A 16754-nucleotide genomic window follows, 5' to 3' on the forward strand; every position below is an offset into this window, starting at 1 on the left:
ACCCCGTGCCGTCGGCTAGGGTCGGCGTCATGGGGGAACAACGAGATCGAATGCTGCGTGGCGAGCTCTATCGCGACAGCGACGCCGACCTGGTCGCGGAGCGGAAGGCCTGCCAGCGCCTGCTCGATCAGTTCAATGCCACTGGGGCCGATGAGGATTCGCTGAGGCTCGACCTGCTCAAGCGGCTCCTGGGCTCGATCGGCGAGGGGTCCTGGATCATGCCGCGATTCCAGTGCGACTACGGATCGCTGATCACGATCGGCTCGAACAGCTTCCTGAACTACGACGCCATCCTGATGGACTGCGCGCCGATCACGATCGGGAACGACGTGTCGATCGGCCCCCGTGCCCAGCTGCTCACCGCGTTGCACCCGATGGAGGACCACGAGGCGCGGCGGCAGCGGTGGGAGTCGGCCGCGCCGGTCGTGATCGGCGACAACGTCTGGCTGGGCGGTGGAGTGATCGTCTGTCCCGGCGTGAGCATCGGGGACGACACGGTGATCGGCGCGGGCTCCGTGGTGACCAAGGACGTGCCGCCGCGGGTGTTCGCGGCAGGCAACCCCTGCCGTGTGCTCAGGGAGCTCCCCTGGCCGAAAGGTCCTTGAGCAGTTCGGGAATGATGCGCTCCTCCATGACGGCTGTCCCCTCGTCGAGCATCGCCACGGAGAGATCCGGGTCCCACGGTGACGGGCAGGGGCGATCCTTGTCCTTGAATTTCTCCGACATGCCCCTGCCCAGTGCCTCGCGATAGGTTGCGGCATCCATCAGCCACGGTGTCGCGCGGTACCGCTTCATCGCGTCCGCTGTCGTGCGGATTCCGGTCCAATCGAAGTCGCCCCGCCAGTGGATGGGTCCGGGCACCGCGTCCAGCAGGCGTCGTGCCGCGGCAGATGGCAGGCCCTGGGTGCAGATCATCGCAGGCGCGCGCGAACCCAGGGATCGTCCCACAGCGGCGAGGACTGCCGGATTCTCACAGACGTAGACCGGTGCGCCGGTGAGTTTCACCGAATGGCGGATCAGATGGTCGAGCGTGACAACGAATGGCTCACCCGCATCGGCACACGCGTTCATCCACCGTCCGACAAAGTGGTCGTCGCGGGAACGCAGGCCCAGGCCGATCACCTGACTTGAAAGGGTGTCCGGGGCGACGCCGTTCGACTCCCATAGTGCCCGCCTCTGCTCGGCGGAATCTGGATAGGGCTCAGCACTTTCCGTCGCGAGCGCGCGAAGCACCAGGCCCTCGATCGGACCCTTGCTCAGCGCCTTGGTGTTGCCGGTCGCGGCCTCGGCAAGTTCGGTCAGCGAGATACCGGCAGCGGGGAGTCGGGTGAGCACTCGAGCGGCGTCGAGCAACACCCGTGTCTGGGCATACCGGGTGAGGGCGCCGCGCTTTCGGAGCCATTCGAGCCACGGTTCGTAAGCGCCGTCACCCAGGATGTCGCGCACCTCGCGTTCGGCCTTGTCCCGATATGCCTCGGACTCCGCCCTGTCCAGTTTCAGGTTGCGCAACGGGGCCAACGTGTGGAGGAGCGAACGTCCACCATTGAGTGGTCGGCGCAACCATTCATCGAGTTCCACGAGCTCGACTTTGAAGGTCTTCGAGCGTTGCGGACGACCCCCACGGATCGCGGGGAAAAGCTGGTAGAGATTCGGTGCGTCCGGGGAGGCATGGACATTGATCGGCCCCTCCACCCGCAGCCAGTTTCCCTCCAGGCTCTTTCGCGCCGCGCCGAGCAGTACCTCCAACTCGGGCGTTCCTTCCCAGCGACCCATGCTCACACCTCCGCGAACTGCAGGCTGCCCTCTGCCGACGTGAGGACCCGGCGCCGCAGCGGCGACCCGAGCGCGGCCGCGAGGTCGCTGCCGTCGTGCTCGGCGAGCAGCTCACCGTCGGCCCACACCAACAGGGCGGCGCTCACGGTCTGCTCCGCGGTCGAATGAGCCAGGTCGTAGTGCGCGCATCCCGGCACCCCGGCATAGGTCACCCACAGGTCGTATCCGGTCATGAACAGGTCCAGATCGAACTGCACACTGAGGCCGAGCAATTCGCTGCGGCCGTTGTCGTCGACTCCGGCGAACGCCTCGTCGAGGCCGAGCAGTCGTGGCGAGTGCGGGTCCGCCGAGGACAGCATCACGTGTGCGGCCGCGAACAGCGGCAGGTGCAGCGACACCGACTGCTCGCCGCCCGAGAGGGCCCCGTGCCGAGCCACCGTGAGCCGATCCTCGCTGCCGTCGCCTCCGATGAGCGTGAAGGAGAAGACACGCCATCGACGGTAATCGAGCGCGCCCTCGAGGATCTCAGGGTAGGAGCGCTCCGGATGCGCAGCTCGTGCAATCCGGATCTGTGTCGCGAAATGCGCTCGCATGGTGGCAAGTTCATCGGGGCCGAGCGCCGAGGCATCGCGGTCGAGCAGCTTCGAGATCGCCCTCGAGCTCTCGTCGAGGTTGTCGGCCAGCACCCAGTGCACTCCGATGGTGTTGCCGGAGGACATACGGCGTTCGCGCATCTCGGCGCTCATCTGTGCGATCAGGTCACGGGCGTCGACCGTGCGCTCGTGGATCTGCTGCGCCAGACCGGTCAGCAGGGCGTCTTCGAGAATTCGCCGTTCCGCCTCGGTGAGCAGCAGCTCCTGATCTTGTCGGGCCTGGCGGATCCGGGCCGCGAACTCGCCGATCGACGAGTGGCCCTGGTCGTCCTGCACCTGAACGGTGGTCACCCCGTCGGGTGCGTCCCATTGCAGGCGATAGTCCTGGCCCGCGGAGGCGAGTTGAGCGTCGAAGTCCTGCAGGGCGGCGGTGAGCGCAGTCCGCGTCGACTTTCCCGCGCTCTCGGTCACCCGCACCGATTCCGTCGCGCCGGACATCGCGCGATAGAGGGCGTCGACCTCCGGGGGCAGCACCGCGCCGCGCTCACCCGGATTCCCCTCGATCGTGTACAGCAACTGATCCGTGCTGAGCCAGGCCGCGTCGCTGGCCGGCCACGAGTGGCCGCCGGAGACCCCGAGGAGTTCGAGGAGGTCGCGCCGGGCGTACGGGGCCAGACGGTCGGCGTCCGAACGACTCTCGGTGAGGGCGCTCCGGAGTGCCTCTACGGCGGTGTTGTACGCGCCCTCGGCCTTGCCGATCTGTTCGACCGCGGACTCGTGCGCCTTTCGTGCCGCCCGTTGCTCGCCGGTGCAGGCCTCGATCCGTGCCCGAGCCCGCTCGAGGTCTGCGTCGATCTGTTCCGTCGAGGCTCCGAGTGCGTCGCGCAACGTGGCCAGGCGCTGGATCTGCTGAGCCAGCTTCTCCTGGGCGACTGCGGTCTCCTCGGCGAACTCCTCGGCGACGTCACGGGCCTCTGCGTGCCGGTCGTCCGCTTCGCGCTGGTGCTCGAGCTCCTTCTCCCGATCCCGCCTACAGCGCAGTACCAGGTCACCCTGTTTCTCGAAGTGCCGGATCGCCGCGGCCAGCGAATCGAGGTCCCGTGCCTGATTCGGGGTGCGGTGCGAGACCGCGGTTGCCCGCAGCTGTTTCTCCTTGGTGCTCAGGTCCGCGATGGCCTGGTCGAGTTCGCGTTGGGAAGCGGCCGCCGCCTCGGAGCGGGTCCGCCGCGCGCCCGCCGCAACGGCAACCGCGCGGAGTGCGCTGTGCACGGCCGCGGTGCGCGGCAAGGACTTCGCGGCCGCTGCCAGCGAGGCGAGCAGCTCGCTCGCCGCCAGCTGCGCGGTGCGTGCGGTGTCCTCGGCGTGGCGGTTCTGATCCAGCGCGGCGTCGATCTCGGCGAGGCGCTGCTGCCTGCGGCGTGCGCGGGCGGTCGCGCCGATGTACTCCGCCTCGGGTTTGACGTGCCTGCCCTGCTGCACACCCTGCCAGAACCGGCCGTCCACCCCGACCGCGACGCCCGTCCCGGGTGCCGTCGCGTCGCGTCGCAGCGCGATCGAGGACAGCAATGTGGCAACCCTGTCCTCGGGGACGCCCGCCTCGGGTTCGACGAGCAACACGTCCGCGAGGGTCGGACCGGACGGTCGTTGATTCTTGGCGAGGGCGGAGAGGTACTGCTCCGACTCCGCATCCGGCGGGGTGCCGTCGCCGCCGTATACCCAGCCGTCGAGCAGGTTCGCGGCCTGTAGAGCAGCTTCCACGCCTGCCGCTTCGGCTTCGTCGACGTTGTCGGCGAAGCGCACCAGGCGCCACAACGGCGCCCCCACCAGGCCCTCGCGGGAGCCGGTGCGCGCCGCGAATCCGGGTGGCGCGTCGTCACGTTCGGCGGAGATCCGGGTCCTGGCCTCGGTCAGTTCGGCGATGCTCGCGGCTGCCTGCTCGGCCTCGATCTCCGACTGCCTGCGGTGGGAGCGGACTGTCTCGATCTGATCCTCGGTGTGCTCGCTCAGCACCGGTGCAAACCCGGAGGCGTCGTCGTCCCCGATTTCCGCGACAGTGTCGTTCAGCGCGACGAACAGGTCGCTGTTCACGCCAATCGACGCGTACAGGCGGGAGTTCGCAGTCCACCACGAGCGGACCGCGGCGGCGCATTCGCTGCGCGCCAGTGCGGCCGCGGCCTCCGCCTCGGACACCGCGGCGGTCGCGGACTCGAGCAGCTCGCGTCCACGGTCCGCAGCGTGCTGTGCCCGCTCCCGCTCGGTCTGTGCCTTCTCGACTGTGGCCACCGCGGCCCGCACGGTCCGCACGTCGCCGTCACGCTCCTCGGCGTGTCCGCGCACGGCGGCGGTGATCTGATCGGCCCGTGCGGTGGCGGGCAGCGGAGTCCACGCGATCCCGGCATCCTCTGCGGCGGACTGCAATTCGTCCTCCGACCTGGCGAGGGTCTCCAACGTCCTGGTGACCGCGGCGGCGGACTTCGCGGCGTCGTCGGCGCGTTGCTCGAGGCTGGCCTGCGCCTTCTGTGCCTTGTCGGACTGCTTGTCGGTGGACTGTTTGAGTTCGGCGACGACCGCGGCGAGGTCGTCGAGTTGTTGCTTGCCGGTGTAGGCGTTGGACTGCTCGAGCGCATCCTTCTCTGCCTTGGCCATGTCCAGTTCGTGCTCGGCGGCCTCGTACCGTGCCTGTGCCGAGACCCGATCCTTCCGCCGCTGCTCCTGTAGACCGGCAGCCTCGGACAGCGTGAGGACGCCCTGGTCGACCGCCTCGAGCCGCCTCGACACCTGCTCGATGTCCGCTCGGGCTTGCTGGCGGAGGTACTTGGTGTACACGGTGACGAAGCCCTGTGCGGCGTGGTCCGCGGCGGCCAGACCCTCGAGCGCGCGACCGACCTCTTCCATGTCACTGAACGAGCGCGCTGCCTCGAGCACCAACTGGGAATCGAGGGGGCGCAGACCGTCGGTGAGGGCCTGCGACAGTCCCTTCGGGTCGAGGTTCTTCGCCAGCTGCGGCCGGCGCAGGGTGAGGATCAGGTTGATCAGCTGGTCGTAGCGTTCGGCGCCGAGGCCGAAGAGCCGGGCATCGATCGCGGCCCGATAGTCGGTGGGCCGGTCGGTGATCGCGTCGGTGCCGATCTGATCGGCGAGCTGCCGCTTGGTCAGCGGGCGGTCGTCGTCGCCGAGCAGGGAGAAATCGACGCCCACTCGCCCGTCCGCGACGAAATGCCACCGGGTGACCTTGTCGTTCTGCCGGGTGGCGCGCATCCCGATGCCGACGGTGACCGCCTCGGGGTCCGCCTGGGATCCGCGAGCGAACTCCATCCAGACGTAGGAGTGCGCGCTGTCCTGACCGCGGTAGAGCAGGTTCGACTTCATGGTGCGCTCTTCGCCCGCGAACGGGTTCAGCCGCCGCGGTTCGATGCGACCGTCGAGCACGAACGGGAAGAGCACCTCGAGCGCCTTGGTCTTGCCGGAACCGTTGGGCCCGCGCAGGACCAGGCGGCCGTCGGCGAAGGAGAACTCCTGGTCCCGGTAGTCCCAGAGGTTGATGATCCCGGCCCGGGTCGGGCGAAAGCGCGCGCTTGCCATGCGAATTCTGCCTCTACTTCTCTACTGGTCACTGGTCACTGGTCACTGGGGACGGGTTCGGACGGGGGCTGGGGGGCCAGGACCGGAGCCTGCACGGCGACCGACTCGGGGTCGTCTGCAAACAGTTGCGGCTGGCCGGCCCGGTCGCGGATGTTCACGACGACGCCGCGATAGCGCGCCAGCGCGGGCAGCGCCAGCACGCCGCCGGACGTGCGCCGTACCAACCGCTGCTTGTCCAGCACCGCAACGGCCTCATGCCTCAGTCCGTCGTGGTCGGCCTGCCACTGCGCCGCGAAGGTTCTGCCGTAGCGACGAATCAGGTCCTCGACCGTGTGCCGGATCCAGCTGTCCTCGATCAACGGGAACAACTCGGTTGCGCCGCCCTCCGCAACCGGGATCTCGGCGGTGCGCTCGGCGAGCCCGTGGAAGATGCCTCCTGCGGGAATGGCGCTGTCGAGCTGCGCGATGAGGTCGCTCGTCCGCGCCTGGGGCACGGGCATCCGCACGAGCTGGACCGCATCGGGGTCGAGCACCCGATCGGCGATCTCGCCGGCCAGGAGCAGGGCCACCTGGGCGACGGTTCCCGTGCTGGGGAAGCGAAGGTCCGACATGCGACCGGAGGTGTCGATCAGTGCGATGCCCTCGGCCCGCCGCTCGGCGACGAGGCCGGTCAGTGCCTCGACGTCCGCCGCGGTCCTTGGCAGTGCCAGCTGCAGACGTTCGTCGTCGTCGAGTTGGTCCGCGTAGACCACGGGGCGCTCCACCAACGAACGGCGCACGCGCCTCGCCGTCTCCCGTAGGTCCGTGGACCGGTCGGGTGAGTACCCGTCCTCGTCGGCCGCCTGGGCCTCCGATCCCGACAGCAGGCCCCTGATCGAGGTCAGGTGCTGGAGTGCGCGCGGCGGCCGGAACAGCGCGACAACGACGGAGCGGTCGATGTCGTACAGCGCCTCACCCGCGCTGGGGTTGGCGGCCCAGCCGCCGGCGTCCCCGTCCGCGAGCGTGATGGCGCCCCTGGCCGCCAGCCAGCCGACAGCGTCGACGAACGCGTCGCGGTCGGCAGACCGCTCGGTGGACAGGTCGACACCGTCGACCTGGGCCGCGTCGGCGGCGACGTGGTCCGCCAGCTCCGACAGGGTGATCTGGTTTCCGGCCCGCCCCAGCGCCGCGAGGCACAGCGCGAGGTAGGCGTAGCGGTGCCGGTCGAAGGTTCGGTCGTTGGTGGTCCTGGCCGCGGCCGTCGGGTCGAGCCGGTCGGCCACCGTGAACAGCCGCGCTGTGGTCTCGGTGACCTCGAGCCGGTAGCCGAACAGTTCGAGTAGGTCCTCGCGCAGTTCGGTGGCCCATCGGCGGAGCAGCGGAAGCGCGATCCGGTCCGGATAGCTTTGTGTGACAAGGTGATTCGACAGGATTATCCGGGCGGCCCGCTGATAGGAGTCGAGGGCCAGCGGCGGGATCTCGCGCGCTCTCACTGCACACTCACCTGCAGCCGGTCGAGGTGCAGCCTGCCACGGGCGGTCTCCACCGTGGTCGACACGTCGTGCGGGCGCAGCGTCAACCGGACCCCGTTCTCCGCACCGGTCGAGCTGTTGACCCGACCGCTCACCGGCACCCGCGCGGTCAGCGCGGCGTTGAGCAGGCTCAACAGCACCTCCGTCTCCTGCTCGTCGAGGACCCGGTCGTAGACCCCGCCGGCGGCCAGCGACTTGGCCGCGGTGGCTCGGGCCCGCTGCCCGGCGAGCTGTGCGTCACGCAGGCGGCGGACGCTGGCGTCGTTGCGCTGGACGCGTCCGGGCAGTCCGGGCGACGGCGTGCGGCCGGTCTCGGCAAGGGTGCGGGAGATCTCCACCGGAGGGGCCTCCCACCAGGATCGAGACTCGGGGATGACGTCGGCGTCGGGGTGCAGCATCGACAGGTGCCGCGGCCTGCCGAGGTCGAACACGACCTGGTACAGCGCGTGCGCCGCGTCCTCGGTCGGTGCCGCGGCGAACCAGCCTGCCAGGTGCCGCAGCTGGCTTTCCCGGCTCACCCCGCCCCTGCGGGTCTCGGTGACGCGGCGCAGCAGCGAGAGCACCGCGGCGATGGCGCTCATGGTGCCCTCCCGCAGCCGGTCCGATTCGCTGACCCCCGCTTCGGTGACGAACCAGTGTTTGAGGCCCGACCACCGGGATCTCCAGTCTTCCTCGCGCTCGCCGAGGGCCAGGAACACCCGCTCGTCGCTGGTGGCGGCCCTGGCGATGAGAGGGTCGATGCCGGTCTCCTCGACGGCCGCGATCGCCTCCGCGAGCTTCGGCGCGTAGCGGGCGAGGTCGGAACTGAACTCACGCATGTGGGTCAGCAGGGCGTCCTTGTGCGCGAGGAACGATTCGGGGGTGATCTCGGTGGTGCGCACCAGGTCACCGAGGGTGAGGTAGAACTGGGCCGCCCTGGTCGCCATGTCCGACAACGTGGCATCGAGCCGACTGAGTTTGCGGTAGATCAGGTCGCTGTCCGCGGCCCGGTTCGCCTCGGCCAGTTCCCGCATGTCCGCCAGTAGGTCGGGCAGCGCGAGGCGGGAGAGCGCGGAGTCCTCCAGCCGGGCCCCGAGCACGTCTTCGACCGCCCGGAAAGCCAGGTAGCCGGCCTGGCTGAACTGGTAGACGAAGTGCCGGTTGCGGTATTCCGCGAGGGTGGCCGCCCGGCTGCCGTCGTAGCTGCGTTCGAGCACACCCCACAGGTGCAGTTGCTCGAGCAGCGGCGTGATCTCGTCGGCGGCGAGCCGCCCGCCGGCACCGCCCGCCTGGTCGTCGCCCGCGATCCTGCCGAGGATCTCGGCGATCTCGCCCGCGTGCAGCAGCACGACATAGTTCGCCCTTGCATGGTCGAACGCCCGCAGTACCCACAGGTACTCTGCGCGCTTCTCCGCGTTCGTGAACGCGAACAACCGCAGTCGGTCGTCGCGCGCGAACGCGTCGCGCTGGCCCGCGCTGGACGTTCCGGAATCACTCATCGTGAACAGGGTAGGGGAGCGGCCGGACGGCACCTAGCGGGCATTGGGATCGGCGTTTCGCGGCCGATCGCCCGGTGCGCAGCACGAGGGCCGGGGGACGCGACCCCGCGTCCCCCGGCCCTCGTGCTGCGCTGTGTCCGGACCTACAGCGGCACCGGCGCGCCGTAGGTCATCGCGATGTCACCGGACGCCGTCTCGACCCGGGCGTAGGGGCGGAGCGTGACCTGTCCGAGGGCCCCCGAGATACTGCCGTGCACACCCGCGAGCCGGATCCTGGCCCCCGGGCCGTCGAACTCCTTCTCGCTGACCAGCGGGACATCGGTGATGCCGCCGGGTTCGAGGTCGACGATCAGGTTCTGCTGCGGGATGATGTCACCGGCCAACATCGCGCGGTTCTCGTCCGCGATGGCCAGCTCGGCCGGATCTCCGCCGGGTAGGACGCCTCCCAGGACGAAGCCGTCCGTGTGCTCGAGCTCGAAGCCGAGGCCTGGGGTGTTCAGCTGCACCGACGCGCCCGTGAGCGCGACCGGGTAACCGATCTGGTAGCCGAAGGACAGCTTGGTGCCGGTGAAACTGGCTGCCGTGGGGCCGTCGATGGTGACCTGCGCGTAGCCGTTGTGGAAGAACTCCCGGCTCAGCGGTGAGCTGTCGAGTGGCGGGACGGCATTGATGAAGGTGTCACCCTGTGAGACTTCGACGCGATTACCCGCGCCGTCGATGAGGCTGTTCGCATTGTTGACCACTGCCGCCGAGGTGCCGTTGCCCAGAACCATCCCGACGGCCGCAACCGCGGCGATCGCTGCCGCTCGACGGGGCCCGGTTCCGCGGCGGCGCCGAGGTCCACGAATTCCTGCCATGAATCCACATCCGTTCGGTCGAGTTTTCCGATCACGTACTTGCGATTGGCTCAAATCAACACAGATCCCCGATGCTTCTCGAACGCTAGTTGATCTGTGACGATGCCGCGACATTTTCGGCGGTGTGGCGGTGAGTGTTCACGCGCGGTTCTGGTTTGCCGTCTCCCAGGCCTTGTAGTAGCGGTTGCCGCCGGGCCGCTTGACGTCCTTGCTCCGGTAGACCACGTACGGCCGGCCCAGGTATCCGATCGGCGCGCTGAACACGTGCACCAGGCGGGTGTACGGCCAGATCGCCAGGAGCACCAGCACCGTCAGCCCGTGCAGCTGGAAGCTGAGCGGTACGCCGACCATCAGGCCCGGCTGCGGGTTCAGCGTGAACAGGCTGCGGAACCAGGGCGAGACCGTCGAGCGGTAGTCGTAGTCGCCCAGGATCAGGTTCTCGCCGAGGGTGTTGAACATCCCCGTCGCGATGACGGCGATGAACAGCACGTACATGATCTTGTCGCTGGTGCTGCTGGACTGACGCACGGCAGGAACACTGATCCGCCGGTACACGAGAATGGACAGGCCTACGACGGTGGCGATTCCCGCAGGCACACCCAATCCGACCGCGAGCAGGTGATAGGTGTGATCGGAGATGCCAAGCGCTTCCGTCCAACTGGCCGGGATCAAGACGCCACCGATGTGCCCCGCGAGCACGGCAAGGATGCCGAAGTGGAACAGCGGGCTGCCCAGGCGCAGCAAACGGCTCTCGTACATCTGGGAGGAGCGGGTGGTCCAGCCGAACTGGTCCTTGCGGTAGCGCCAGACATGCCCCACCACGAATGAGGTGAGGGCGATATAGGGCAGGGTCAGCCACATCAGCGTGGTCACCGTCGTTCTCCCATCTCGGGGTGCAATGCGGGGTCGAGCGCGTAGGTGTCGAGACCCACCGCTTCCTCGGGTGGCCCCTCGGATGCCATCTTCGCCACCTTCTGCCGGTCGTCGGTGTCGAGCTCCGGCAGGGTCGCGCAGACCGCGTCCAGGACGGGAGCGAAGGGGGAATCGCTGTCGCGCAGCGACAGTCGGAGCACCTCGACCACGGCGCGGTGGTCGACAAGCAGCCGCCAGCCGCGCGCGGCATCGGTCGTCGCCGCGAATTCGAGTACCACGGGCAGGAAGTCGGGCAGCTCGTGGTCGCCCAGCGTCACGCCGCCGTTGCGGTAGGCGTTCTTGAAGCGCAGCAGCGCCATTCCGCGATTGCGGGTGTCGCCGTACGCGTAGTAGGACAGGTGCAGACTGCTGCGCCTGCGCAGGTCGAAGGTCTCGACGTACAGCGAGGACAACTCGATCCGGGGCGTGCGCTGCATGAAGTCCACGCACGCAACCAGGTCGGCGCCCGGCTGCCCCGGCACGGTCTCGGCCGCCGCGCGCAGTTCGCCGAGCATCCCCAGCGTCTGCTCCGTCGGGTAGTCCAGCAGGAGGGCGGCGATCCGCCACACGACCCGTTGGTCCCGCTCGGACAACGACGCCTCCGCCCCTGGCCGGAACTTGTTGGACACCTTGCGGCGCAATCCGAGCGCGACCATCAGGCGCCGTCCGATCCCGGCGTCGGGATGCCCGCGCCCGGCCCGGTGCCGGAACCCGCCGCGGCCGGGATCAGACCCCTCGTGCTCTTGCCGTCCCAGTTGAGCAGGTTGATCCGGCCGGACTTGTTGTCCGGAGCCACACCGGAATTGGTGTCGACGGCCAGCTCGGTGAGGTGGAACTTGTCGGCCATCACGTCGAACGCGGTCATGCCCGGCCCGCCGTCGCCCTCGAGGCTGCACCCGGTGGCGAGCGCGTCGAGCCGGTGGGCGTCCGAGCCCGCCCCGTTCGGGATGACGTACCGGTCCTCGTACTTCGCGATGGCGAGCAGGCGGTACATCGACTCCAGTTCGGTCTCGGTCAACCGGACCGCGTTCGCGACCTCGGGCCGCGTCGGCTCGCCCAGGTTGACCCGGCGCATGTGCGCGCGCATCGCCGCCAAACGCTGCAGGGAGGCGCGCACGGGCCCGATCTCGCCCGCCGTGAAGAGTTCGGCCAGGTACTCGACCGGGATGCGGAGCGAGTCGATGGCGCCGAACAGGTTGTCGGCCTCCTCGCCGTCGTGGCCGGTGTCCGAGAGGGCCTCGACCATCGGCGAGAGCGGCGGGATGTACCAGACCATCGGCATGGTGCGGTATTCCGGGTGCAGGGGCAGTGCCACCTGATAGTCGACGATCAGCTTGTAGACCGGGGAGTTCTGCGCGGCCTCGATGAACTCGGCGGAGATGCCCGCCCGCTCGGCCTCGGCGACCACCCTCGGGTCGTGGGGGTTGAGGAACACGCCCAGCTGCGATGGGTAGAGATCCTTGTCATCGGTGACCGAGGCGGCCTCCAGCACCGCGTCGGCGTCGTAGAGCATCACGCCGATGTACCGCAGCCGGCCTACGCACGTCTCCGAACAGATGGTCGGGATGCCGACCTCGATCCGGGGGTAGCAGAACGTGCACTTCTCCGCTTTGCCGGTCTTGTGGTTGAAGTAGATCTTCTTGTAGGGGCAGCCGGTGACGCACTGCCGCCAGCCGCGGCACTTGTCCTGGTCGACGAGCACGATGCCGTCCTCGGAGCGCTTGTAGATCGCTCCTGACGGGCACGACGCCGCGCAGGCCGGGTTCAGGCAGTGCTCGCAGATGCGGGGCAGATAGAACATGAACGTCTGCTCGAACTCGAGCTTGACCTTGGTGGAGACCTTGGCCAGCAACGGATCCTTGCCGACCTGCTCGGGCCCGCTGCCGAGGTCGTCGTCCCAGTTGGCACCCCAGGTGACCTTGGTGTCCTCGCCGGTGAGCAGCGACTTCGGGCGTGCGACCGGGACCGTGTCCATGGCGGGCGAGGCCAGCAGGTTCTCGTAGTCGTAGGTCCACGGCTCGTAATAGTCCGAGACAGTCGGCAGGTCGGGATTGGCGAAGATGTTGAGCAGGCGCTTGAGCCGGGAGCCGGTGCGCAGCGTGAGCTTGCCGCGCTTGTTGAGCGTCCAGCCGCCCTTCCACTTCTCCTGGTCCTGGTACTGCCTCGGATAGCCCTGGCCGGGGCGGGTTTCCACATTGTTGAACCAGGCGTACTCGACGCCGCCACGGTTGGTCCAGGCCTGCTTACACGTGACGCTGCAGGTGTGGCAGCCGATGCACTTGTCCAGGTTCATCACCATGGCCATCTGCGCCATAACTCTCATCAGTACGTCACTTCCTGGTCGCGGCGGCGGATCGTGGTGACCTCGTCGCGCTGATTGCCGGTCGGGCCGTGGTAGTTCATCGCGAAGGACTGCTGGGCGTAGCCGCCGATCAGGTGCGAGGGTTTGATCATCAGCCGGGTCAGCGCGTTGTGGATACCGCCGCGCTTCCCGGTGCGCTCGGTGCGCGGCACGTCCACCGCGCGATCCTGGGCGTGGTACATGAAGACGGTGCCCTCGGGCATCCGGTGGCTGACGATGGCGCGGGCGACGACGATGCCGTTCCGGTTGCTCGCCTCGATCCAGTCGTTGTCCGCCACACCGATCTTGGCCGCGTCCACGTCGGACATCCAGATGGACTGGCCGCCGCGCGAGAGCGTGAGCATGTGCAGGTTGTCCTGGTACGCCGAGTGGATCGACCACTTCGAGTGCGGGGTGAGGTACCGGACGGTGACGGTGCCGCCGACCCCGTTTCCGTGGGTCTCGCCGACCGCGGGCTCGCTGAACAGCGCCGTCATGTCGAGCGGCGGACGGAAGATCGGCAGCTGTTCACCGAGCTCGGCCATCCAGTCGTGGTCGAGGTAGAAGTGCTGCCTGCCGGTGAGGGTGTGCCAGGGCTTGAGCCGCTCGGTGTTGATGGTGAACGGCGAGTACCGCCTGCCGCCGGTCTCCGACCCCGACCATTCCGGCGAGGTGATCACCGGCACCGGCCGGGCCTGGGTGTCCGCGAAACGGATTCGGGTGCCCTCGTTCTCGGCGGCCAGGTCGACCAGCTCGGTCCCGGTGCGCTCCTGCAGGTGCTCGAAGCCCTGGGTGGCCAGCCGTCCGTTGGTCGTGCCCGACAGCGCGAGGATCGCCTCGCAGGCGTGCTTGTCCTTTGCCAGCGAGGGACGCCCGGCCGCGACGCCGGTCTGCACCGTTCCGTTCACGCCGCGCAGGTACTCGACCTCCTCGGTGGGATGGGTGGTGACTCCCTTGGTGGTGAGGCCGAGCTCCTCGACCAGCGGTCCGAGCGCGCTGAGCTTCTCCGCGATCGCCGAGTAGTCCCGCTCGACGACGACGATCTTCGGCATCGTCTTGCCCGGGATCGGCTCGCATTCACCGCGTTTCCAGTCCAGCACCCGGCCGCCGGGCTGAGCGGTGGCGTCGTTGGTGTCGTGGATCAGCGGCATCGCGACGATGTCGCGCCTGGTGCCGAGGTGCTTCTCGGCCAGCCAGCTGAAGCCGCGGGCGATGCGGTGGAACGCCTCGAAGTCGGTCTTGGTCTCCCAGGGCGGGGAGATCGCGGGGGAGAAAGCGTGCACGAACGGGTGCATGTCCGTGCTGGACAGGTCGTGCTTCTCGTACCAGGTGGCGGCGGGCAGCACGACGTCGGAGAACAGCGTGGTGCTCGTCATCCGGAAGTCCAGCGTGGTGAGCAGGTCGAGCTTGCCGGCGGGGGCCTCGTCCCGCCAGATCAGCTCCTCGGGCCGAATGCCCTCGGAGTCGCGGGCATTGAGGTTCGAATCGGCTCCGAGCAGGTGCTTGAGGAAGTACTCGTTGCCCTTCGCGGACGAGCCGAGCAGGTTCGAGCGCCACACCGTCAGGCAGCGCGGGAAGTTCTCGGGCGCATCCGGGTCCTCGACGGCGAACTGCAGGTGACCGGTCTTGAGGCCGTCCACCACGTGCTCGGCCGCGCTCTTGCCCAGCCGGTCCGCCTCGTCCGCCAGGTCGAGGGGATTGCGGTTGAAGGTCGGGTAGCTCGGCATCCAACCGAGGCGGGTGGCGAGGGCGATGTTGTCCGCCGCGGTGCGGCCCGCGAACGTGCCGTTCGCCAGCGGCGAGGACATCACCTCGGCGGTGAAGGGGTCGTAGCGCCACTGGTCGGTGGCCAGGTACCAGAAGATCGTGCCCTGCATCTGCCTGGCGGGCCGGGACCAGTCCGAGCCGAATGCGAGTGTCGCCCAACCGGTGACCGGGCGGCATTTCTCCTGCCCGACGTAGTGGGCCCAGCCGCCGCCGTTGACGCCCTGACAGCCGGTGAGCATGGTCAGGGTGAGGAAGGACCGGTAGATCTGGTCGGAGTGGAACCAGTGGTTGGTGCCCGCGCCCATCAGGATCATCGACCGGCCGCCTGAGCGGGCGGCGTTGTCGGCGAACTCGCGGGCGACGCGCGCCGCGGCGGCAGCCGAGACGCCGGTGATGCCCTCCTGCCACGCCGGGGTGTACGGCTCCTCGGTGTCGTCGTAGCCGGCGGGCCAGGTTCCGGGGAGGTCCGGACGTCCGACGCCGTACTGGGCGAGCATGAGGTCGAACACGGTGGTCACGCGCTTGCCCGCCACCATCCGGGTGGGCACACCGCGGCGCAGCACCCCCGGGGTGGAGGTGTCGTAGCGCGGAAAGTCCACGGCGACAGCGTTGGCCGCCATCTCCTGGTCCTCGTGCATGGTCATCAGCGGGTCGACGCCGTGCAGATCGAGGTTCCAGTGGCCCTTGCCGGATTCGGTGAACCGGTGGCCAAGCGAGCCGCCGGGGACGACTGTTTCACCGGTCTCCGCGTTCAGCAGCACCGTCTTGTGCTCGGCGCCCTCCTCGGAGTCACCGAGATCGGCTGCGGTGAGGAACTTTCCGGGCACGTACCCGTCGCCCCGCTCGTCCAGCGTGATCAGGTACGGCAGGTCGGTGTACTTCTTGACGTACTCGGTGAACCGTTCGGTGTTCTTCTCGACGAAGAACTCCTTGAGGATCACGTGACCCATCGCCATCGCGAGGGCGCCGTCGGTGCCAGGCCGCGCCGGCAGCCACTGGTCAGCGAACTTCGTGTTGTCGGCGTAATCGGGCGAGACCACGACGACCTTCTGGCCGCGGTAGCGGGCCTCGGTCATGTAGTGGGCGTCCGGGGTTCGGGTGACCGGGACGTTCGAGCCCCACATGATCAGGTAGCCGGCGTCGAACCAGTCGGCCGATTCGGGCACGTCGGTCTGGTCGCCGAACACCTGCGGCGAGGCCTCGGGGAGGTCGGCGTACCAGTCGTAGAAGGACAGCATCGCGCCGCCGATCAGCGAGATGAACCGGGTGCCGACCGCGTGGCTGACCATCGACATGGCCGGGATCGGCGAGAACCCGGCGACGCGGTCGGGACCGTACTTCTTGATCGTGTGCACGTGCGCGGCCGCCACGATCTCGGCGGCCTCCCACCACTCGGCGCGGACGAATCCGCCCTTGCCTCGGGCGGACTTGTAGCGCTTGGACTTCTCGGGGTCGGACGCGATGTCCTCCCACGCGAGCACGGGATCCTTGAGGCGTTCCTTGGCGTCGCGGTACATCTCGAGCAGCACACCGCGCACGTACGGGTAGCGCACCCGCGCGGGCGAGTAGGTGTACCAGGAGAACGAGGCGCCGCGGGGGCAGCCGCGCGGCTCGTACTCGGGCTTGTCCGGGCCGATCGAGGGGTAGTCGGTCTGCTGGGCCTCCCAGGTGATGATCCCGTCCTTGACGTAGATCTTCCAGGAGCAGGAACCGGTGCAGTTCACGCCGTGCGTCGACCGGACGACCTTGTCGTAGGACATTCGATCGCGGTAGAACTCGTCCGACGTGCGGCCGCCGATCTGGTAGAGCGTGCGCAGGTCCTCGGAGGCCTCGCCGCGCTGGAAGTGCTTGCCGAACTTGAGCAGTGAATCGGCGAGATCTGTTCCCGCGACTCCGGTTGTGCTGCCGGGCGTGGTTGAGCTTGGCATCGGTACCTCTCC

The 16754-nt window shown here is 68.6% G+C and carries 10 protein-coding genes; 1 reads left to right on the forward strand and 9 read right to left on the reverse strand.

All coding sequences use genetic code 11. From position 1 onward, the window contains the following. The first annotated feature begins 29 nt into the window (after positions 1 to 29). The gene (locus tag JOE46_RS04340) at positions 30 to 605 is read left to right on the forward strand and encodes a sugar O-acetyltransferase (protein WP_209926370.1); all 576 of its coding nucleotides are present in this window, start codon (positions 30 to 32) and stop codon (positions 603 to 605) included. Here JOE46_RS04340 and JOE46_RS04345 read toward each other — a convergent pair. The 9 genes from JOE46_RS04345 to JOE46_RS04385 all read right to left on the reverse strand — a co-directional run bounded on the left by JOE46_RS04345 (position 574) and on the right by JOE46_RS04385 (position 16742). Continuing rightward, the gene (locus JOE46_RS04345) at positions 574 to 1773 is read right to left on the reverse strand and encodes a TIGR02679 family protein (RefSeq protein WP_209926373.1); all 1200 of its coding nucleotides are present in this window, start codon (positions 1771 to 1773) and stop codon (positions 574 to 576) included. The two genes, JOE46_RS04340 and JOE46_RS04345, sit on opposite strands and share 32 nt — an antisense overlap. Before the next feature lie 2 nt (positions 1774 to 1775). Continuing rightward, entirely contained in the window at positions 1776 to 5948 is a 4173-nt protein-coding gene (locus JOE46_RS04350; RefSeq protein WP_209926375.1) for a TIGR02680 family protein, read from the reverse strand. 35 nt (positions 5949 to 5983) lie between these two features. Beyond that, positions 5984 to 7420, reverse strand: coding sequence for a TIGR02678 family protein (locus JOE46_RS04355; protein ID WP_209926377.1), 1437 nt, complete (start codon positions 7418 to 7420; stop codon positions 5984 to 5986). Continuing rightward, entirely contained in the window at positions 7417 to 8937 is a 1521-nt protein-coding gene (locus tag JOE46_RS04360) for a TIGR02677 family protein (protein WP_097209785.1), read from the reverse strand. Before JOE46_RS04360 ends, JOE46_RS04355 begins: the two co-directional genes overlap by 4 nt. 143 nt (positions 8938 to 9080) lie before the next feature. Next, on the reverse strand, positions 9081 to 9794 hold the full coding sequence (locus JOE46_RS04365) for an MspA family porin (protein ID WP_097209784.1): 714 nt from the start codon (positions 9792 to 9794) through the stop codon (positions 9081 to 9083). A gap of 138 nt (positions 9795 to 9932) precedes the next feature. Continuing rightward, positions 9933 to 10667 carry a respiratory nitrate reductase subunit gamma gene (gene narI / locus JOE46_RS04370; RefSeq protein ID WP_209926379.1) on the reverse strand — a complete coding sequence of 245 codons (735 nt, stop codon included), beginning with the start codon at positions 10665 to 10667 and terminating at the stop codon, positions 9933 to 9935. Continuing rightward, positions 10664 to 11362, reverse strand: a complete 699-nt coding sequence (gene narJ, locus JOE46_RS04375) for a nitrate reductase molybdenum cofactor assembly chaperone (RefSeq protein WP_209926381.1) — start codon at positions 11360 to 11362, stop codon at positions 10664 to 10666. The genes narI and narJ overlap by 4 nt, the downstream gene beginning before the upstream one ends. Continuing rightward, complete coding sequence (gene narH / locus JOE46_RS04380) at positions 11362 to 13020, reverse strand: nitrate reductase subunit beta (protein ID WP_374102914.1); 1659 nt, start codon at positions 13018 to 13020, stop codon at positions 11362 to 11364. Before narH ends, narJ begins: the two co-directional genes overlap by 1 nt. An 8-nt stretch (positions 13021 to 13028) precedes the next feature. Next, on the reverse strand, positions 13029 to 16742 hold the full coding sequence (locus JOE46_RS04385) for a nitrate reductase subunit alpha (RefSeq protein ID WP_209926388.1): 3714 nt from the start codon (positions 16740 to 16742) through the stop codon (positions 13029 to 13031). Positions 16743 to 16754 lie beyond the last annotated feature (12 nt).

The sequence above is a fragment of the Rhodococcus sp. PvR099 genome (assembly GCF_017833315.1).
In the GTDB taxonomy this organism is placed as follows: Bacteria; Actinomycetota; Actinomycetes; order Mycobacteriales; family Mycobacteriaceae; genus Rhodococcus_G; species Rhodococcus_G oryzae.